The 18,205-nt window shown below is 66.2% G+C and carries 18 protein-coding genes and 1 tRNA gene; 6 read left to right on the forward strand and 13 right to left on the reverse strand.

The features are described 5' to 3' along the window. Nucleotides 1-108: 108 nt before the first annotated feature. The 5 genes from JOE41_RS05340 to JOE41_RS05360 form a co-directional block, all read right to left on the reverse strand. Nucleotides 109-1,437: an MFS transporter gene (locus JOE41_RS05340; RefSeq protein WP_209751273.1), complete on the reverse strand. Its 1,329-nt coding sequence runs from the start codon at nt 1,435-1,437 to the stop codon at nt 109-111. Continuing rightward, nucleotides 1,434-1,943, reverse strand: coding sequence for a helix-turn-helix domain-containing protein (locus JOE41_RS05345; RefSeq protein WP_011692890.1), 510 nt, complete (start codon nt 1,941-1,943; stop codon nt 1,434-1,436). Before JOE41_RS05345 ends, JOE41_RS05340 begins: the two co-directional genes overlap by 4 nt. A 33-nt stretch (nt 1,944-1,976) precedes the next feature. Further along, entirely contained in the window at nt 1,977-3,281 is a 1,305-nt protein-coding gene (locus JOE41_RS05350; RefSeq protein ID WP_011692891.1) for a glycosyltransferase family 87 protein, read from the reverse strand. A 6-nt stretch (nt 3,282-3,287) separates the two neighbouring features. Next, nucleotides 3,288-4,457, reverse strand: a complete 1,170-nt coding sequence (locus JOE41_RS05355; protein WP_209751275.1) for a cystathionine gamma-synthase — start codon at nt 4,455-4,457, stop codon at nt 3,288-3,290. A gap of 73 nt (nt 4,458-4,530) precedes the next feature. Further along, complete coding sequence (locus tag JOE41_RS05360) at nt 4,531-5,916, reverse strand: cystathionine beta-synthase (RefSeq protein WP_209751277.1); 1,386 nt, start codon at nt 5,914-5,916, stop codon at nt 4,531-4,533. Nucleotides 5,917-6,051: 135 nt separating this feature from the next. On the opposite strand from JOE41_RS05360, the gene JOE41_RS05365 reads away from it, so the two are divergent. After that, nucleotides 6,052-7,218 carry an SLC13 family permease gene (locus JOE41_RS05365; RefSeq protein WP_209751279.1) on the forward strand — a complete coding sequence of 389 codons (1,167 nt, stop codon included), beginning with the start codon at nt 6,052-6,054 and terminating at the stop codon, nt 7,216-7,218. Between the two features lie 4 nt (nt 7,219-7,222). Here the strand turns inward: JOE41_RS05365 and JOE41_RS05370 are convergent, their stop codons facing one another. Beyond that, nucleotides 7,223-7,651, reverse strand: a complete 429-nt coding sequence (locus JOE41_RS05370) for a VOC family protein (RefSeq protein ID WP_011692895.1) — start codon at nt 7,649-7,651, stop codon at nt 7,223-7,225. Nucleotides 7,652-7,806: 155 nt separating this feature from the next. Between JOE41_RS05370 and JOE41_RS05375 the strand changes: the two genes are divergently transcribed. Next, nucleotides 7,807-8,787 (forward strand): DNA-3-methyladenine glycosylase, encoded by a 981-nt coding sequence (locus JOE41_RS05375; RefSeq protein ID WP_209751281.1) that lies wholly within the window; start codon nt 7,807-7,809, stop codon nt 8,785-8,787. Between the two features lie 63 nt (nt 8,788-8,850). On the opposite strand, the gene JOE41_RS05380 is transcribed toward JOE41_RS05375, so the two are convergent. Further along, entirely contained in the window at nt 8,851-10,527 is a 1,677-nt protein-coding gene (locus JOE41_RS05380; protein WP_209751283.1) for an AMP-binding protein, read from the reverse strand. Between the two features lie 102 nt (nt 10,528-10,629). Here JOE41_RS05380 and JOE41_RS05385 point away from each other — a divergent pair, with 102 nt between their 5' ends. Further along, complete coding sequence (locus tag JOE41_RS05385) at nt 10,630-10,908, forward strand: putative quinol monooxygenase (protein WP_011692898.1); 279 nt, start codon at nt 10,630-10,632, stop codon at nt 10,906-10,908. A 108-nt stretch (nt 10,909-11,016) separates the two neighbouring features. Here JOE41_RS05385 and trxA read toward each other — a convergent pair whose 3' ends face one another. Then, entirely contained in the window at nt 11,017-11,430 is a 414-nt protein-coding gene (gene trxA, locus JOE41_RS05390; protein ID WP_209751285.1) for a thioredoxin, read from the reverse strand. 81 nt (nt 11,431-11,511) lie between these two features. Then, nucleotides 11,512-12,057, reverse strand: a complete 546-nt coding sequence (locus tag JOE41_RS05395; protein ID WP_209751287.1) for a thioesterase family protein — start codon at nt 12,055-12,057, stop codon at nt 11,512-11,514. A gap of 60 nt (nt 12,058-12,117) precedes the next feature. Between JOE41_RS05395 and JOE41_RS05400 the strand changes: the two genes are divergently transcribed. Both JOE41_RS05400 and JOE41_RS05405 read left to right on the forward strand, forming a co-directional pair. Then, nucleotides 12,118-12,852, forward strand: a complete 735-nt coding sequence (locus JOE41_RS05400; protein ID WP_011692901.1) for a potassium channel family protein — start codon at nt 12,118-12,120, stop codon at nt 12,850-12,852. A 601-nt stretch (nt 12,853-13,453) separates the two neighbouring features. Continuing rightward, nucleotides 13,454-14,395 (forward strand): LysM domain-containing protein, encoded by a 942-nt coding sequence (locus JOE41_RS05405; RefSeq protein WP_209751289.1) that lies wholly within the window; start codon nt 13,454-13,456, stop codon nt 14,393-14,395. A gap of 134 nt (nt 14,396-14,529) precedes the next feature. Here JOE41_RS05405 and JOE41_RS05410 read toward each other — a convergent pair. Both JOE41_RS05410 and JOE41_RS05415 read right to left on the reverse strand, forming a co-directional pair. Continuing rightward, nucleotides 14,530-14,611 (reverse strand) — tRNA-Tyr (locus JOE41_RS05410). Between the two features lie 161 nt (nt 14,612-14,772). Beyond that, nucleotides 14,773-15,027: a hypothetical protein gene (locus JOE41_RS05415; protein ID WP_011692903.1), complete on the reverse strand. Its 255-nt coding sequence runs from the start codon at nt 15,025-15,027 to the stop codon at nt 14,773-14,775. Between the two features lie 239 nt (nt 15,028-15,266). On the opposite strand from JOE41_RS05415, the gene JOE41_RS05420 reads away from it, so the two are divergent. Further along, nucleotides 15,267-15,758 (forward strand): YajQ family cyclic di-GMP-binding protein, encoded by a 492-nt coding sequence (locus JOE41_RS05420; protein ID WP_003804256.1) that lies wholly within the window; start codon nt 15,267-15,269, stop codon nt 15,756-15,758. 133 nt (nt 15,759-15,891) lie between these two features. On the opposite strand, the gene htpX is transcribed toward JOE41_RS05420, so the two are convergent. Both htpX and JOE41_RS05430 read right to left on the reverse strand, forming a co-directional pair. After that, a complete protein-coding gene (gene htpX / locus JOE41_RS05425) occupies nt 15,892-16,761 on the reverse strand; it encodes a zinc metalloprotease HtpX (RefSeq protein ID WP_011692904.1) in 870 nt (289 codons plus the stop codon). A 51-nt stretch (nt 16,762-16,812) separates the two neighbouring features. Then, entirely contained in the window at nt 16,813-18,084 is a 1,272-nt protein-coding gene (locus JOE41_RS05430; RefSeq protein WP_209751291.1) for an MFS transporter, read from the reverse strand. Nucleotides 18,085-18,205: the final 121 nt, after the last annotated feature.

An 18,205-nucleotide genomic window follows, 5' to 3' on the forward strand; every position in this document is an offset into this window, starting at 1 on the left:
ACTGAAACAGCGGCCTTGTCCCCTGCTGCGCGCCCCCGGCGTGGCACCACAAGCCCGCCCGGAACCAGCTGCCAGGCTGCACACGTCCGGCGCCGCACGCGGCTGCGCTCAGCCTTCGGCGGCCCTGGCCTCCACGAGGACGGGCTCCCGCGCCGCGGCGTCCTTGCGGATGGTGGCGCTGATGACGGCGGCGATGGTGCACATGGCGGCTGCCCCGAACCAGGCATAGGTGTACTGGCCGGTGGCGTCACGGATGGCGCCGGCGGCCAGGGCGGCGGCGGCCGCGCCGAGCTGGTGGGCCGCGAAGACCCAGCCGAACACCACGCTGCCGTCGGCGCCGAACACCTGGCGGCAGATGGCAGCGGTGGGCGGGACGGTGGCCACCCAGTCCAGTCCGTAGATCACCACGAACACGATCATGCTGGGCTGGACCGTGGCGCTCAGCAGAAGCGGCAGCACCAGCAGTCCGATGCCGCGGAACTGGTAGTACACCGCCAGCAGGATCCGCGGGTTGAAACGGTCCGTCAGCCAGCCGGACGCGATGGTGCCCACGATGTCGAAGATCCCGACGACGGCGAGCAGCCCGGCGGCGGTGGTTTCGGCCATGCCGTGGTCGTGCGCGGAGGGGATGAAGTGGGTGCCGATGAGCCCGTTGGTGGTGGCCCCGCAGATCGCGAACCCGGCCACCAGCGCCCAGAACGTCCGGACCTTGCTGGCTCGCTTGAGCACCTGCAGCGCCCGGACGGCGGCGTTCCCACCAGGCGCTGCGTTCCCGTCCGGAGCTGCGGCGTCGGCGCCATAGGGCAGCACTCCGGCGTCGGCGGGTGAGTTCTTGAGGAATTTAAGCACCAGCGGCATCACGGCCAGCGCTCCGGCGGCGATGAGCAGGGAGGCCTGCCGCCAGCCGGGATCCTGCGCCAGCATGGCGATGAAGGGCAGGAAGACCAGCTGACCGGCGGCACTCCCGGCCGTCAGGATGCCAATCACCAGGCCGCGGCTCTTGGCGAACCAGGTGTTGGCGATCGTGGCGGCGAAGACCAGTGCCATGGAACCTGTGCCCAGTCCGATCAGGAGACCCCAGGTCAGCAGGATCTGCCAGGACTGGTTCACCAGCACGGTCAGGGCACTGCCGGCGCCGATCAGGACCAGCGCCACCGAGGTCACGGCGCGGATGCCGAACCGTTCCATGAGCGCCGCCGCAAACGGTGCGGTGAGGCCAAAGAGCACCAGGTTGATGCTGACGGCGGCGGACAGGACGGTGGTGGACCAGCCGAATTCGTTCTGAAGCGGAACCATCAGTACCCCTGGGGCTGCACGGAAGCCGGCTGCGCCCACCAGGGCAAGGAAGGCGACGGCGGCTACGATCCACGCGGGATGCAGCCGGCGGCGGGTCCCTTTCCCGGGAGCGGAAGGCAGGGTGGTCTTGGGGGCGCTCATGCCGCGGTTCCGTTCTGTGCGGCTGCCGTGGCCAGCGGGACCGGTTCCGGGGTGCGGGCGAGGCTGTGCCAGCTGGTGTTGTCCGCGGTGAGGCGCTCACCGCAGGCCGTGCAGGTGTCCGCGGAGGACGTCCGCTGGCCGCAGGTGGAGTGGATGACGAACATGTGCGCTTTCTCGGACGGCGCCGGGAGATGCTTTTCAGCCCAGATCACGACGGCGTTCAGCACCGGCAGCGCGTCTTCGCCTTTCCCGGTGAGGACGTACTCCTGGCGGGTGCGGCCGCCGTCGTCGTACGGTTTCCGCTCCAGCAGCCCGTCGTCCACGAGGCCGGCCAGGCGTTTGGTGAGCACGGAGTCTGCCACCATCAGCCGCTGTTTCATGGCATCGAAGCGGCCGTTGCCGAAGAAGACCTCTCGGAGCACCAGCATGCTCCAGGGATCGCCGAGGATGTCCAGGCCGCGCGCCATGGCGCAGGTGCGTTGGGACCAGTCAGAGCGGAGTGCCATGCATGCAACCGTAGCTGACTTTCTTCAAGAAAGCTAGGTGGCCCGGATACCGGATTGCCTGGCCGGAACCGCGCGGAGCGAGGCCCTCGAAGGACGGTACGCGAGGGCCCAGTAGGCCAGCATCGCGATGCCACACACCACGCCCAGGCTGGACACCGTTAGCTGCCACTGCGTCTGCGGGTCCTTGCCCCATTCGGCCGCTCCGGCCCAGACCGCCAGGTTCTTCGGCGTCATGTAGAAGGCGATGGTGGAGAAAGCCACGATGACCCAGCCGGCAGTCCGCATCCTGCCGTTGCGTGACGGCACGCGGTGCATCGCAAAAGCCATGCTGGGCAGCGCAACAGCCACCCAGACCCAGTGGTGGGACCAGGAAACCGGGCTGATCAGCAGCATGAGCACGGCGGTGGCGGACACGGCAATGAAGTTCTCGTCCACGTCCACCGCCCATTTGATGACCAGCGCAGCGAGTACTACCAGCGCCAGCGACAGGACCAGCCACGCCAGGTTGGTCACGGACGAGTCCGGCATGCCGACGTGCAGCAGCAGCCCTTTCAGGGAAAGGTTGTCCACGTAAGCCGGTCCGCCGATCCGGCCGGTGTCCGGCAGGATCTTGGTCCAGAAAGCCAATGACGCCTGCGGCAGGATCGCCCAGGACAGCGCAATGGAACCGAAGAAGCCTGCGGCCATCCAGCCAAGCGCCTTGAAGTCGCGGCGCACCAGGAAATACAGGCCGAACGCGAGCGGGGTGAGCTTCACTCCGGCGGCCAGTCCGATCAGCAGGCCGGCGGGCCACCGGATTTCGCCCGCACGTGACTTCCCGTACAGGGCGAAGTCCGCGAGGATCACGCCCATCAGGATGATGTTGATCTGGCCGAATACGAACGTGTCCCGCCACGGCCCCAGGAGCAGGATTGCGCCGGTTCCCACCAAGGCAGTGGTCCGGAAGCGGTAATCCGCGAAGGCTGCGCGCCACGACTTCATGCCGAAGTAGTGCCTGGCCAGCCAGCCAGCCACCACCGCTGCACCGGCCAGGGCAGCAACGATGAAGACCAGGCTGCTTGCCTCAAAGTCCATCGTCGCCAGCAACGCAAAGAGCAGGGCAGCAAACGGCGGGTACGTGAACGGAAGGCCGTCACGCGGTGCGTAGAGCTCGTGGGCGCCGCCTTCACCTGTTGCCAGGACACGGCCGCCGCCGTAGTAGTAGACCTCGAAATCGTTCAGAAACGGTTTGTAGTCCGTGTACAGGAACCACACTGCCAGGGCCAGGACTACTGCACCGGCCGCCGTCGCGAGCCAGCCGCGGGTGGTGGGCGAAATAGCCCGAAGCGAAATGGTCACCGGCTGCTAGCTGCCCGTACCAATGAAGGTGAAAGCGTGCTCGAGGTCCGCAATCAGGTCCTCGACGTCCTCGATGCCGCAGGAGAGCCGGATCAGATTGACCGGCACTGCCAGTTCCGTCCCCTTGACCGAAGCGTGCGTCATTTCGGACGGGTAGTTCATCAGCGATTCAATGCCGCCGAGGGACTCGGCCAGGGTGAACACCGAGGTGTTCTCCGCAACGGTACGGGCCGCGGCCTCGCCGCCCCTGAACTGCACGGAAATCATGCCGCCGAACTTCTTCATCTGCTTTTTGGCCAGCTCGTGGCCCGGGTGCGACGGCAGGCCCGGGTACAGCACCGCCTCCACTTCGGGGCGCTGCAGCAGCCACTCGGCCACGGCCTGGGCGTTGTCGCTGTGCCGGTCCATCCGGACGCCGAGGGTCTTGAGCCCGCGGGTGGTAAGGAAGGCGTCCATTGGCCCGGAGACGGCGCCAACGGCGAACTGGACGAAGCCGATCTTCTCGGCGAGGTCCGCGTCGTTGACCACGATCGCTCCGCCGACGACGTCGGAGTGGCCGCCGATGTACTTGGTGGTGGAGTGCACCACGATGTCGGCGCCAAGGGCCAGCGGAGTCTGCAAATAAGGCGACGCGAAGGTATTGTCCACCACCAGGAGGGCGCCGGCGTCGTGCGCGACCTTGGCGAGGGCCGCGATGTCAGTGATCTTCATCATCGGGTTGGACGGGGTCTCCACCCAGACGAGGCGGGTCTTGTGGGCTGCCACCGCGGCGCCGACGGCCTCGAGGTCCGCCATGTCCACTGGGGTGTTGCCGATCCCCCATTCGCCCAGGACCCGGCTGATCAGGCGGTAGGTTCCGCCGTAGGCGTCGTTGCCCAGCACGATGTGGTCCCCGGGGCGGGTGAGGGCCCGGATGAGGGAGTCCTCGGCGGCCAGGCCTGAGCTGAAGGAGTACGCGTGTGAGCCGCCTTCGAGGGCTGCGAGCTGTTCCTGCAGGGAGTCCCGGGTGGGGTTCGTGCCGCGGCCGTATTCATAGCCGGCACGGAGCACCCCGATTGCTTCCTGGGCGTACGTGGTGGAGAAGTGCACGGGCGGCACCACTGCGCCGGTGCGCGGCTCAAAGGCCTGGCCGGCGTGCACGGCGCGGGTGTTGAAGCCTTGGTTTTCTCTGGACATGACGTTCCTTTCGGCTGGTGTCCGGTGATCGAGCCTGTCGAGATCCTGGTCCGGCCCAGGCTCAACCACCGGGTCAGTTGCTGAGGTAGGCGAGCAGGTCGTGGCGGGTCAGGATGCCCACGGGGGCGCCGACGAACGTGACCATTACGGTGTCGACGTCGGAGAGCAGCTCGCGGGCGGCGGAGATGGTTTCCAGCGATCCGATCACGGGCAGGCGCTCCCCCATGTGTTCGGAGATCTTGTCCGTCAGCTTCGCCTCGCCGCGGAACAGCTTGGAGGTAAGGCTTCGCTCGTCCACGGCGCCCAGCACCTCGCCCATGACCACCGGCGGCTCCTGGGACAGGACCGGGATGTGGGAGACGCCGAACTCGTTCATGATGTTGATGACGTCGCGGACGGTTTCGTTCGGGTGGATGTGCACCAGTTCGGGGAGCTCACCGGTCTTCGACTTGAGCACCTCGCCGACGGAGGACTCTTCGCCGCCGGACAGGAAGCCGTAGGACCGCATCCACTGGTCGTTGAAGATCTTCGCCAGGTAGCCGCGGCCGGAATCGGGCAGGATCACCACCACCACGGCGCCCTCGGGCAGGTCCTTGGCGACTTTCAGGGCGGCCACCACGGCCATGCCGGAGGATCCGCCCACCAGCAGGCCCTCCTCGCGGGCCAGCCTGCGGGTCATCTCGAAGGACTCGGCGTCGCTGACGGCAATCACGTCGTCCGGGACGGCTTTGTCGTAGTTGGCCGGCCACATGTCCTCGCCGACGCCCTCGACGAAATACGGCCGTCCGGTTCCGCCGGAGTACACGGAGCCCTCGGGGTCGGCGCCGATGATCCGGACGCGTCCGCCGTCGGCTTCGGGGCGGTTGGCGGAAACTTCCTTGAGGTAGCGGCCGGTTCCGGTGATCGTGCCGCCGGTGCCGGCCCCGATGACGCAGTGCGTGATCCGGCCGTCGGTGTCGCGCCAGATTTCGGGTCCGGTGGTTTCGTAGTGGCTGCCGGGGGCGGCAGGGTTGGAGAACTGGTCCGGCTTGTAGGCGCCGGGGATCTCGGTGACGAGGCGGTCCGAGACGCTGTAGTAGCTCTGCGGGCTGTCAGGTGCGACGGCGGTAGGCGTCACCACCACTTCGGCGCCGTATGCCTGCAGGACGGCGCGCTTGTCCTCGCCCACCTTGTCCGGCACCACGAAAACGCAGCGGTAGCCCTTCTGCTGGGCCACCAAGGCCAGGCCAACGCCGGTGTTCCCCGAGGTGGGTTCAACGATGGTTCCGCCGGGGAGCAGTTTGCCGTCCCGCTCGGCCTCCTCGATCATCTTCGCCGCGATCCGGTCCTTGATGGACCCGCCGGGGTTCAGGTATTCCACCTTCGCCAGGACGGTGGCTTTGATGCCATCGGTGACGTGGTTGAGCTTGACGAGCGGCGTGTTGCCGATGAGGTCCAGGACGGACTGGGCGTACTTCATAGGTACAAAGTTACCGTCTCCGGCGTGTTCCCCTTGCCTCGGCGGAAGACCTTGCGTGCAGGTACCCGAGCGTCGCTTGCGCACTCACACGGCGGCGGATGGGACGATTGGGCAGTGGAGCGGTTCGCGTGGCTGATGAAGATACGGAGTTACCTCCTGCCGGGGGCCATGCTTGCCGCAGGCGTGGCCGCACTGGCGGTTGGTGCGCTCCCGGGGCCCGCTTTCGGGGATCTGGCGGCCCGCACCATTCCGATCCTGTCCTTCGTGCTGGCCATGTCACTGGTCACTGAGCTCCTGGACGAGGCGGGGCTGTTCCGCGTGGTGACCGACCGCCTGGCTGCCCTGGGCCGGGGCCGGGTCTTCTCCTTGTGGCTCCTGGTCATCGCGGTGGCCACCGTCTCAACCGTGTTCCTGTCCCTGGACACAACGGCAGTGCTGGTGACTCCCGTGGTGGTGCTCCTGGCCGTCCATGCCCGGATTCCGCCCCTGCCGTTCGCCCTGACCAGCATCTGGCTCGCCAACACGGCCTCCCTGCTGCTTCCGGTGTCCAACCTGACGAACCTTTTGGCTCAGGACAGGCTCGGGCTCAGCCCGCTCGGCTTTGCAGCTTTGGTCTGGGCACCCGCCCTGGTGGGATTGGCGGTCCCGCTGGCCCTGTTGTGGCTGGCATTCAGGCGGGAGCTGCGCGGGACCTACGGGCCGCAGCCCGTCCACCGCGTGCGGGACCGCGGCCTGCTGATAATCGCAGCCGGCACGCTGCTGGTGCTGCTGCCTGCTTTGGTGTCCGGAGTGCCGGTGCAATATCCCGCGATGGCAGCCGCCGCGTTCCTGCTGGCGGTCTTCCTGCGGCGCCGCCCAGCCGCGCTGCGGTGGTCCATGGTTCCGTGGCGTCCGTTAATGCTGACGGTGGGCCTGTTCATGATCGTGGAGGCCCTGCACGCCAACGGCCTGACCTTGCTCCTGGCCGGCGTGGCCGGATCAGGCGACAGCCTGCCCGCCCTCCTGCAGTTGGCGGGGCTAGGGGCAGGGGCCGCAAACGCTGCCAACAACCTCCCCGCCTACCTGGCCTTGGAACCTGTGGCGGGCTCGCCGGCCCGGCTGGCCGCCCTACTTATCGGCGTGAACCTTGGCCCGCTGGTGAGTCCGTGGGCGTCCTTGGCGACCTTGCTTTGGCACGAGCGGCTGCGGGCGCTGAACGTCCGGATCCGGTGGGGCGGATTCGCCCTGGCGGGGCTGGTGGCTGCAGCGCTGACGGTTCCCCTGGCCGTCGTGGCGTTGTGGGTGGCTTCAGGCATGCATTGAGTCGTTACGCGCCGATGTCGTTCTCGGCCGCGTCCGGGCTGACGACGGGGCCTGGTTCGGCGTTCTGCCACAAGCCCACGATGTTCCCTTCGCTGTCCTTGAAATAGGCGTTCCACCCCATGCCCGGAACCTCCATTTTGCCCCGGAAGACTGAACCTCCCACGGCGGCAATCTTCTCCAAGGCGGCGTCAATGTCCTCCACGTCAACAGTGACCACCGGTGCCGCCATCTCCCCCTCCCGGCGGAACATGCCTCCGTTGATGGAACCGGCCGCGGACGGCATGCCGGTTTCATCGACCGGCGTCGTCATGATCAGCGTGTAGCTCATCTCCGGCAGCGGATTCATCTCCCAGCCAAACGCCGAACTGTAAAAATCCCGCGCGCGGTTTTCGTCGTCGGCAGGGATCTCGAAGTGGACTACTCCTCCGGCCATTGTCTTCACCTGGCATTCCACACTCTGGCCGCAATCGGCCCGGCGCGGGCGGTCCACGCCACACCTGGAGTCTAGGCCGGGGTGTCCGTGACCGGCAGGGCCGTTCGGCCTTGCCGGTTTCCGGACCTGTCAGCCCCGCGTGGGACGATGGTGGCATGACCATCACAGACGTCCCCGCCGGCCTCGCCGCCGCGGCGGATGCCTCCCTGCGGTGGCATCCCGGCGGCCCGTTCAACCTCCTGCAGACGCTCGCCACACTCATGCGCGGCAATGGCGATCCGGCGTTCGCCGCCGCACCGGACGGGCTCTGGATGGCCTTCACCACACCGTGCGGGCCTGCCACCCTTCGCCTCACCGTCGCCGGGGATCCCGGCGAACCAGCGGTGGACATTCAGGCCTGGGGACCGGGGTCGGAGGAGGCCGTGGCCGGCGCGCCGCGGCTGCTGGGCAGCGGGGACGACTGGTCCGCGTTCGACCACCCCGAGTTCCACTCCACGCTCCCCCGGATGGTGGTGGAAGCCCGACGTCGGAACCTGGCGCTGCGGCTCCCCGCCACCGGCCGGATGGTGGACTCCCTGGTGCCCACCATTCTTGAGCAGAAGGTCACCGTCATCGAAGCCCGGCGTGGCTACCGCTACCTGATGTACCGCTTCGGCGCGCCGGCTCCGGCTGCCGGTTCGGCCGCTCCGGCCGGACTGCGGCTGCAGCCCACACCGGAGCAGTGGCTGCGCATCCCGTCATGGGAGTGGCACAAGGCCGGCGTGGGCCCCCAGCGTTCCGCCACGGTCATGCGTGCGCTGCGTTCCGCCGTCGCCCTTGAACGCCTGGCTGCGGCGCCGGCGGCGGAGGCCGCCGCGGGGATGCAGACCATTCCGGGCATCGGCGTCTGGACCACGGCGGAGGTGGTGCAGAGGACGCACGGCTGCCCGGACTCCATCGCGGTGGGCGACTACCACCTCGCGGCCTACGTCGGGGCCGCGCTGACCGGCCGGAGGACTGACGACGCCGGGATGCTGCGGCTGCTCGCGCCGTGGCAGGGTCACCGGCAGCGGGTGGTGCGGATGATCGGCCTCAGCGGTTTCCGGAAACCCACGTTCGGCCCCCGCATGACCATCCAGGACCACCGCCGGCACTAGGCGGGAAGCGCGAACGGACACCCGGGGAACGCGAAGCCCGTGCGGCCACGGCACGCCCGAAGGCTACAGTCCCAGCCGGGCCACGGCCTCCTGCCGCATCTCCACTTTCCGGATCTTCCCTGACACCGTCATCGGGAAGCTGTCCCGGACCTCCACGTAGCGCGGGATCTTGTAATGCGCCAGCTTGCCGCGGCAGAACTCGGCGACGTCGGCCGCGTCCAGCGGATCCGCGCCGGGTTTGACGATGATGCAGGCCATAAGCTCCTCGCCGTACTTGGCGTCCGGCACCCCGATCACTTGCACGTCCTGGATGGACGGGTGGGTGTACAGGAACTCCTCGATCTCCCGCGGGTAGATGTTCTCGCCGCCGCGGATCACCATGTCCTTGATGCGGCCTTCGATCACCACGTAGCCGTCCGCGTCCATCCGGGCAAGATCCCCGGTGTGCATCCAGCCGTCCGGGTCGATCGCCTCGGCGGTCTTGTCCGGCTGGTTCCAATATCCCTTCATCACGGCATACCCGCGGGTGCACAGCTCGCCGATTTCCCCGCGCTCCAGCACCTCGCCTGTCGCCGGGTCCACCACCTGGCTCTCCAGCTGCGGCATGGTACGTCCCACGGTTTCAGTGCGCTGCTGCAGGGTGTCGTCGGCGCGGGTCATGGTGGATACCGGGGATGTTTCCGTCATGCCGTAGCAGATGGCCACATCCTTCATGTTCATGTCGGAGATGACCCGGTTCATCACCTCGATAGGGCACAGGGATCCGGCCATCACACCGGTGCGCAGCGTGGACAAGTCATAGGATGCGAAGTCCGGCAGCGCGAGCTCGGCAATGAACATCGTGGGCACGCCGTACAGCGATGTACCGCCAAAGTCCTGGACCGCTTCGAGCGCTGCCGCCGGAGTGAAGGTGCGTCCCGGAATGATGGTCGCGGCGCCGTGGCTGAGGGCATTCAGGTTCCCGATCACCATCCCGAAGCAATGGTAGAACGGCACCGGAATCACCACGCGGTCATGCTCCGTGTAGCCCAGCAGCTCGCCGATGGAATAGCCGTTGTTCAGGATGTTGCGGTGGGTCAGGGTGGCACCTTTGGGGAACCCTGTGGTGCCCGACGTGTACTGCAGGTTGATGGGGTCCTGCGGGTCCAGCCCCGCCAGGCGGGCCTTCAGGACGGAATGCCCGACGTCGTCCGCCCGCTTGAGAAGCTCGGCGTACGTCATTTCCGCAGCAGTTTCAGGATCACCCGCCTGCAGCTGCGGCTGGCCGCCATCGGGCAGGAAGACCAGCTCCTTTAACTCCGGGCATGCGGCGAGGGCCTGCCTGGCCATCGCCGTGTAGTCGCTGCTCCGGTCCGACGGCGCCGCCACCAGCATCCTCATGCCGTTCTGCTTGACCACGAACTCCAGTTCGTGGCTCCGGTAGGACGGGTTCACGTTGACCAGGATCGCTCCGATCTTGGCCGTGGCGTACTGCAGGATGGTCCACTCCGCACAGTTGGGACTCCAGATGCCGATCCGATCCCCGGTGGCGACGCCGCGGGCGATCAGCGCCCGGGCCAGCCTGTCGACGTCGTCGTTCAGCTTGGTGTAGCTCCAGCGGCGGGCGTCCGCTCCGGGTACCAAAGCCGCCTCGATCAGGGCGTCATGGAACGGGAACCTGGCCACCATCCGCTCGAAATTCTGGCCGATTGTCTCGTCAAGCAGCGGGACGTCAGTGTCCCCGGCTGTATAAGCGCGCATGCTGGCACGCTACCAACAGAGCCCCGGCAATAGAAGCCTAAAACTAGGAAGTCCTACAAAATATTCGGGGAGGCAGGCGGCCGGGCCGGTATTGTAAAACGCATGACTGCACCCATTGACCTGAAGGCAACGTTCATCCCCAACGACGGCGAATTCTTCCGCGTGAAGCTCGCCCTCGAAATCGCGATCGACGAGGTGGTCAACGAACCAGGCTGCATCCGGTACGAACTGACGGAGGCCACCGAGGAAAAACTGGTGCTGACGGAACAGTGGGCTTCCGAAGAGGACCTGGACAAGCATTCCAAGGGCACCGCCGTGCAGGACCTCAACGAGTCGCTGAGCGCCCTGCTGGCCGAACCCGTCCAGCTCGAACGCCTGTAGCCCCTTTCCGACCAACGACGCGGGGCCACTTCCGCCCGAACGAACCTGGGTTCGTCGGCGGAAGTGGCCCCGCGTTGGTGTTTAATGCGACGGGCGCCTGGCGGACCCTTAGGCCTCCGGGATCTGCGTGCCGTCCTGCGCGCCTGGCGCCGCGGCTGCCTCGGCCTGGGACCTGGCCACATGCGCATGGACTTCTTCCATGTCCAGTGCCTTGACGGCGTCAACCACCTGCTCCAGTTGCTGGGCATTGAGCGCGCCGGGCTGCGAGAACACCAGCACCTTCTCGCGGAACGCCATTAGCGTGGGGATGGAGGTGATGCCTGCTTCGGCGGCCAGCTGCTGCTCGGCCTCGGTGTCCACCTTGGAGAACACGACGTCCGGGTGCTTCTCTGAAACTGCGGAATACGTGGGTCCAAACTGCTTGCAGGGACCACACCATTCGGCCCAGAAATCAACGAGGACGATGTCGTTGTTCTCGACGGTTGATGCGAACTGTTCACCTGTAATGTCTACGGTAGCCATGGGTCAACGGTACGCGAGCCGCCCGGTGATGTCCCGCGCGTTTCGCTCTTGGCACACCTTTTGCCGTCCGGCATCCGCGGCTTAATGCCAGAGGTGCGGCGCCGGCCGGCGGGCCCCCGGCAGCGCATTGGTCTCGCGCCACTCATGGATCCAGTCCGGCAGTTCGAGCCCGGCCGGCGGCTCGCCGAACTCCCGGAAAATCTCCTCCTGGCTCACCGGCCTGCCCTTGCTGACCAGCCGCGTTGCGATGTGGGCGCGGGCATAGATTTCACCGTCCACCACCATGCGCTGCTCGAAATAGATGGCCTTGGTGTCGAGCCCGATGATCCGGGATTCGATGGTGTATCGCTGCCACAGCTGAAGGGACTTCCGGAAGGCGATGGTCTCCCCTGCGGCCACCGGCGACCACCCCTGCCGGCGCATCTTCTTCCAGGTCCCGCTCCGTGCCATGAGATCAAACCGGCCCAGGTCCATCAGCGAGAAGTACATCCCGTTGTTGACATGCATGGCGATGTCGATGTCGGTCGGCAGTACGCGGAGCGGCAGGGAGGACGTGTCCCAGATACTCAGGGGTGGCCGGCGCGAGGACGTGAACAGGAGCAGGAGCGTTCGCAAAAGCAGGTGCATGCCATCATGTTACCCGCGAGTAACATCAGCGCCAAGGGTCGCCCCCTTTAGGATTTCCCCATGACACAGCAACGCTACAGGGACATCGCCGAATGGCCTCTGATGGGAACAGCGCTGATTTTCCTGGCAGCTTACGCATGGCAGGTGATTGGCCACATCGAAGGACGGCAGGCCGAATTCCTCGAAAGCGTCATGTGGATCACCTGGGCTGTCTTCGTTGCCGACTACGCGGCGAACCTGTGGCTCGCGGACAACAGGAAGCGCTGGTTCATTCGCAACCTGCACGAGCTGCTGATTGTTGCCCTGCCGTTTTTCCGGCCGCTGAGGCTGCTCCGGCTGGTCACCCTGCTGTCCGTGCTGCACCGGACCGTGGGCGAGACACTCCGCGGCCGCGTGGTCACCTATGTGGCCGGCTCGGCCGTCCTGCTGGTGTTTGTGGGCGCCCTGGCCGTCCTGGACGTCGAACAAAATGCGCCCGACGCCAAGATCATCACCTTCGGCGACGCCGCGTGGTGGGCCATCACCACCATCACCACCGTGGGCTATGGGGATCTCTTTCCTGTCACGCCCATTGGCCGGATGGTTGCCGCCGCCCTGATGATGAGCGGCATCGCAGTCCTGGGTGTCGTCACGGCGTCCATCGCATCCTGGCTGGTGCAAAGGGTCGAAGAGAACACGGAAGCGGCTGTCGAGTCGGCTGAAGTCCCGGTTCGCGCGGACATCCGGGAACTGCTGGCAGAGGTGGCCGCCCTGCGGCAGGAGTTGGCGGCGCTGCGCCGCCAACGTGAGCCATAAACTTCCCCAGAGCCCCAAGAGAATTTTCGAAAAGGCAGCCATCCGGTCGTTACTTCCGGATGGCTGCCTTTTTTGTGGAATTAATCCACATGAGTGAATTATAAAAAGCATCAAGATTTGCTCAATATCCCGGATTTCTCCGAAATGACGTAATTAACTACCGTCCCCAATCTCCACGTATGCGGCGCTCCTGCCGGCCCGGTCCAACCCGAAAATTGGGGCTCTTACCTGCTTCCAGCCGAGTAGGCCACCGCACTTTTTCGAGTGTCCCCGCGGTCCCGGAAAGAAGCTGTTGCGTACACCCTGCGGAGGCGCGGGTGCCATGTACGAATATTCGGGTAATTCCTACTCGTGCGGTGATTACCTCCCGATTCATAGACTCGATATTCCTAGGGCAAGCAGCATTCCGGAATTATCCGTGGCCACTAAATGGGCACGGGTCTAATCATTCGGGCTACCGAAATTACTCATCATTTCGGCAGTTCACTTCATGCGTCTCCGTGCCACGGGCTGCTCCTCAAGGCCGCCCGATGCCGGCGCACCGCCGCCCTGGGGCCTGCTGTCCTGTCGACCCCAAGGCATTGACTCTCGGGGGGAACCGATGGATCAAAAAGAGCTTGACCTTGAAGACAGAACACCTGTCCCGGCACCTGCAACGGTCCGCAATGGAAGAACCAGGCTAAGGACCATCCTGGCCGCGGGAGCTGTGGTTACGGCAGTCGCCGTGGCCGCGGTGGGCTACTCCGCCTCCGCGCAGACGCCCAGCATCACCGACACGCAGGCGGTACCGGCACCGGCGCCTGAGGCCGACAAGTCCGCAGACACTCCCGCTTCTGCAACGGCCGGGGCCGGCACGCCGGAGGCGGCCGTAGCCGCCATCCCCGAGCCGGCCGCACCGGCCCCTGCGCCGGCCGCAGAACCCGCTCCTGCGCCGGCCCCTGCCCCGGCACCTGCCCCGGCACCTGAGGCGTCCAACCTGTACACGGTGGTCGCCGGGGACACTGTGGGGGCAATAGCTGCTCGCTTCGGGGTGGACATGAACGCCATGCTGGCCGCGAACGGCCTGGGCCTGTACTCGCCGATCGTACCGGGGCAGGTCCTGAAACTGACGGGACCGGCCGTCGCCGCCCCGGCACCCGCCGCTCCGGCACCCGACCCGGCACCGGTGCCTGCTGCGGCTCCCGCCCCGGCGCCCGCCCCGGCGCCCGCTCCGGCGGTCCGCACAATCTATGTAGCGGGTGCCGGCGGACAGTCGATGGTGGACGCCTGCATCGGCCCCATCCACTTCACACCGACCGATGCCTATGCCCTCTTCATCACGGAGCATGACTTCTGCGGAGGATGGGCCCGGTTCTCGGGGATCGGCGTCGGCGAGACCGTCAGCATTCCCGGCTACGGGACCTACACGGTGGTCGGACGGGGGCAGGTGCCAAACCCCGGCACCACCAATAATGTCTCCGCGATCTTCGGCGGCTTCCCGCGGGTCATCCTGCAGACCTGCATCCCGGGGACCAACCAGATGCTGGTGATTGGCCTCAACTGACGTTCCGAGCTTGTCCGAGGTGCCGAACCTGCAAGGCCAGGGACGGCACACAAGGCCCAGGCGAAAGGCGGCGAATGTCCCGGACAACGAAAAAGTCTCCGGAACCTGATGGTTCCGGAGACTTTTCCTTTGGGTGGCAGATGAGGGATTCGAACCCCCGTAGGCGTTGCCAGCTGATTTACAGTCAGCCCCCTTTGGCCGCTCGGGTAATCTGCCGAACTTCAAAAGAAGATCACTCGCGGTTTCCTTGGTCAGAACTACTGTTTCCAGTCCGTTCCGCTTCCAGCAACCGCGGGCAAGACAACTTTACAGAACTTCTGCCGAAGAATCGAATCGAGCCGCCAAGGCCTCCGAATACCCCGGAAATCCGCCAAAAATCAGGCTTCGCCAAGAATGCGTCCGGCCAGTTTCGCTTCGAACTTCGCTGCCTGCTCCTCGGTGATCTGGTTCAACTGCACCGCCCGCATTAGATCCGAGTGCACACCGTCCAGGCGGGAGGAAGCCTCGGCCACGGGGCTAAGGATGATCGAGGCAGCCACCGCCGCGGCTGCCACGGAGGTGGCCGCAGCGGCGAGGGAGGTGGCCGCAGCGGCAGTGGAGCGCGTGACGTAGCGGACGGCCTTCTGGTGCATGTGCTTTCCTTCCGGGACAACTCTTCCAACACCTCCAACCCTGGGGGCCAAGACTTCGTTCCCGCCGTGCGTCCGCTTTGAAGTAACTGTGAATCGACCGGAACGCGTCTGCTGCGGCCGTTTTCGCTTCGGACCCGGCCCGGGCCCTGAGCCTTCACTTCGCCGCCATCCGTACTAGGCTGGAATGCAGACAACACTGCCCCTGAAGGGGTACCCAGGCGATCAGCAGGAGGACAGTTATGGCAGGCGAATCCACATTCGACGTCGTCAGCAAGGTAGACAAGCAGGAAGTTGCCAATGCCCTGAACCAGGCGCAGAAGGAACTGGCCCAGCGCTACGACTTCAAGGGCGTTGGCGCCGAGGTCGATTTCAGCGGTGAAAAGATCCTAATGAAGGCCAACTCCGAAGAGCGGGTGCTGGCAGTCCTGGACGTACTGCAGTCCAAGCTCATCCGCCGCGGAATCTCGCTGAAGTCGCTGGACACCGGCGAGCCCTACGCATCCGGCAAGGAATATCGGCTGGAGGCGTCCATCAAGGAGGGCATCGCCCAGGACCTTGCAAAGAAGATCAACAAGCTGATCCGCGACGAGGCGCCCAAGTCCGTCAAATCCCAGATCCAGGGCGATGAACTTCGCGTGACGTCCAAGTCCCGCGACGATCTGCAGGCCACCATGGCCCTCCTGAAGGACTTTGACGAAGCCGACCTGCAGTTCGTCAACTTCCGCAGCTGAACCGAGCCGCCGTTTTCGACGCGCAAAAATCCACACGCTACTCAAAAAGGCTGGCGACACCGGTATATGGGTGTCGCCAGCCTTTTTGCGCGTCGGAAACCACTTTGCGCGTCAGAAGTACGACGGCGGCAACTCAGCTGGCCGGGCCGCCCGCCATCAGTTCCAGGCGGGTGATGCGGTCCTGCATCGGCGGGTGTGTTGCAAACATCCGGGTCACACCGCCGGCACGGAACGGGTTGGCGATCATCAGGTGCGAGGTGTTCACCAGCTTCTGGTCCGGCGGGAGCGGCACCATCTGCACGCCCTGATGGATCTTGCGCAGGGCTGAGGCGAGCGCCAGCGGATCGCCCGTGAGCGCGGAACCGTCCTCGTCGGCGTCGTACTCCCTGGTCCGGGAAATAGCCGACTGGATCACCACCGCCGCGAGCGGAGCGAGAAGCGCCATCGCCATCACCGCGAGCGGGTTTGAATTGCGGCGGTCCCCTCCGCCGAAGATCAGCAGCATCTGGCCCACCGAGGTGATCACGCCGGCTACTGCCGCGGCCACGGACGAGGTCAGGATGTCCCTGTTGTAAACGTGCATGAGCTCGTGGCCCAGCACCCCCCGAAGCTCCCTGAGGCTCAGGAGCCGCAGGATGCCTTCCGTGCAGCAGACGGCCGCGTTCTGCGGGTTCCTGCCGGTGGCAAAAGCATTCGGCGCCGGCGTGGGCGAGACGTAAATCCGCGGCATGGGCTGGTTCGCCTTAGCGGAGAGCTCCCGGACGATCTGGTAGAGCTGGGGCGCCTGCTCCTCGGTGACGGGGTACGCCTGCATGGAGCGGAGCGCGAGTTTGTCGCTGTTCCAGTACCCGTAGGCTGTGGTGCCCACGCCCACCAGCGCCATGATCCAGATGGGGGTGGTGCTCCGCATGCTGCTGCCGATCACGGCACCCAGCCCCAGCAGCACCGCCCAGAGCACCCCGAACAGAGCCGCGGTCTTCAGTCCGTTGTGGTGATTATGCACTGTGCCTCCTCACGACGTTCCTACCCTCAAATGACGGCCTGGGCGGCGCCGCTACGGAACGGGATTCCGCGCGTCGTACTTCAGGAATCCCGACTGCCAGCGCGCCACCGTCCACGCCACGGCGATGCACAACAACCCGCCCAGCAGCAAAACCCAACCTTCACTCAAAAGTTTAGTGCCGCCGCCGGCCAGCATGTCCCCGATCCGCGGACCGCCGGCAACCACCACCACAAACACTCCCTGGAGCCGCCCGCGCAGGTGGTCCGGTGTCGCCGCCTGGAGGATAGTGGTCCGGAAAACGGCACTCACGGAGTCCGCGATGCCGGCTAGGGCACAGCAGAGCGCCGCGGGCAGCAGCCACCACGTCACACCGTCGGCGCCGGAACGCCCGGCCAGCACCACCACCAGTCCGAAGCCGGCGATGGAGGCACCCCACCCCATGACGGACCACACCACGGCGCTCCCTTGCCGGCGGATACCGCCCAGCGGTCCGGAGAAGAGCCCGGCCAGGAACGCGCCCACTGCTGTAGACGCCAGCAGCACGCCCACGGTGGCCTCGCCGCCGCCGATCATCACCGCACCGATCGCCGGCATCAGGGCCCGCGGCTGCGCGAAGATCATGGCCACGAGGTCGATCACAAACGTCATGCGCAGATTTGGTCTGGTACCCAGGAAGCGGAAACCCTCCACCACCGAACGCAGCCCGGCCCGGTGTGTGGTCTTCCCTGGCGGCATCGGAGGGAGCCTCAGCAGGGCCCAGAACGCAAAGGCGAAGCTTGCCACGTCCAGCGTGTAGGTCCAGCCGAAGCCCACCCAGGCCACCAGCACGCCGGCCAGCAGCGGACCGGCTGTCATGCCCAGGCCGAACGTGATCATGCTCAGCGCGTTGGCGGCCGGCAGGAGTTCCTTGCGGACCAGTGCCGGGATGATGGCGCTGCGGGCGGGCTGGTTGATGGCCTGGGCGCCGCTCTGCACGGCCACCAGCACGTAGAGCAGCCACACGTTGCCCAGCCCGAGCCAGGCCTGCACCGCCAGCCCGGCGGTGGTAAGCCACAGCACGGTGGTCGCCAGCAGGGCAACCTTGCGGCGGTCGTGGGCATCGGCGATGGAGCCGCCCAGCAGGCCTCCGAGCACCAGGGGCACCAGCGCGAAGATACTCAGCAAGCCAACGTAGAGGCTGTCCTGCGTCAGCCGGTACACCTCAAGGCTCACCGCCACCAGGGTCAGCTGGCTGCCCAGGTTGGAGACGGCGGATCCAAGCCAGAGCCGGCGGAAGTCAGGGCTCTCGCGCAGCGGAGTGATGTCAGCCAGGAATCTTCCCACCGGGCAACTCTAGCGGCGGAGGCAGCGGGATCCGGGCCATTCAGGGGCCTGCATGCTGCGGCGCCCCTGAATGCCGGACGCGGCCTTGATAGTCTCGGGCGGGGAAACACTATGGCGGAAG

This window comes from Arthrobacter sp. PvP103 (assembly GCF_017833075.1).
Classification (GTDB): Bacteria; Actinomycetota; Actinomycetes; order Actinomycetales; family Micrococcaceae; genus Arthrobacter.

What these genes read in the sequence shown, in the direction of transcription:
- JOE41_RS05360 (WP_209751277.1), bottom strand. Translation starts at nt 5,916, where the DNA reads ATGAAGTACGCCCAGTCCGTCCTGGACCTCATCGGCAACACGCCGCTC.
- JOE41_RS05375 (WP_209751281.1), top strand. Translation starts at nt 7,807, where the DNA reads ATGACCATCACAGACGTCCCCGCCGGCCTCGCCGCCGCGGCGGATGCC.
- JOE41_RS05370 (WP_011692895.1), bottom strand. Translation starts at nt 7,651, where the DNA reads ATGGCCGGAGGAGTAGTCCACTTCGAGATCCCTGCCGACGACGAAAAC.
- JOE41_RS05340 (WP_209751273.1), bottom strand. Translation starts at nt 1,437, where the DNA reads ATGAGCGCCCCCAAGACCACCCTGCCTTCCGCTCCCGGGAAAGGGACC.
- JOE41_RS05405 (WP_209751289.1), top strand. Translation starts at nt 13,454, where the DNA reads ATGGATCAAAAAGAGCTTGACCTTGAAGACAGAACACCTGTCCCGGCA.
- JOE41_RS05400 (WP_011692901.1), top strand. Translation starts at nt 12,118, where the DNA reads ATGACACAGCAACGCTACAGGGACATCGCCGAATGGCCTCTGATGGGA.
- JOE41_RS05355 (WP_209751275.1), bottom strand. Translation starts at nt 4,457, where the DNA reads ATGTCCAGAGAAAACCAAGGCTTCAACACCCGCGCCGTGCACGCCGGC.
- JOE41_RS05365 (WP_209751279.1), top strand. Translation starts at nt 6,052, where the DNA reads ATGAAGATACGGAGTTACCTCCTGCCGGGGGCCATGCTTGCCGCAGGC.
- JOE41_RS05380 (WP_209751283.1), bottom strand. Translation starts at nt 10,527, where the DNA reads ATGCGCGCTTATACAGCCGGGGACACTGACGTCCCGCTGCTTGACGAG.
- JOE41_RS05385 (WP_011692898.1), top strand. Translation starts at nt 10,630, where the DNA reads ATGACTGCACCCATTGACCTGAAGGCAACGTTCATCCCCAACGACGGC.
- trxA (WP_209751285.1), bottom strand. Translation starts at nt 11,430, where the DNA reads ATGGCTACCGTAGACATTACAGGTGAACAGTTCGCATCAACCGTCGAG.
- JOE41_RS05420 (WP_003804256.1), top strand. Translation starts at nt 15,267, where the DNA reads ATGGCAGGCGAATCCACATTCGACGTCGTCAGCAAGGTAGACAAGCAG.
- JOE41_RS05345 (WP_011692890.1), bottom strand. Translation starts at nt 1,943, where the DNA reads ATGGCACTCCGCTCTGACTGGTCCCAACGCACCTGCGCCATGGCGCGC.
- JOE41_RS05415 (WP_011692903.1), bottom strand. Translation starts at nt 15,027, where the DNA reads ATGCACCAGAAGGCCGTCCGCTACGTCACGCGCTCCACTGCCGCTGCG.
- JOE41_RS05395 (WP_209751287.1), bottom strand. Translation starts at nt 12,057, where the DNA reads ATGCACCTGCTTTTGCGAACGCTCCTGCTCCTGTTCACGTCCTCGCGC.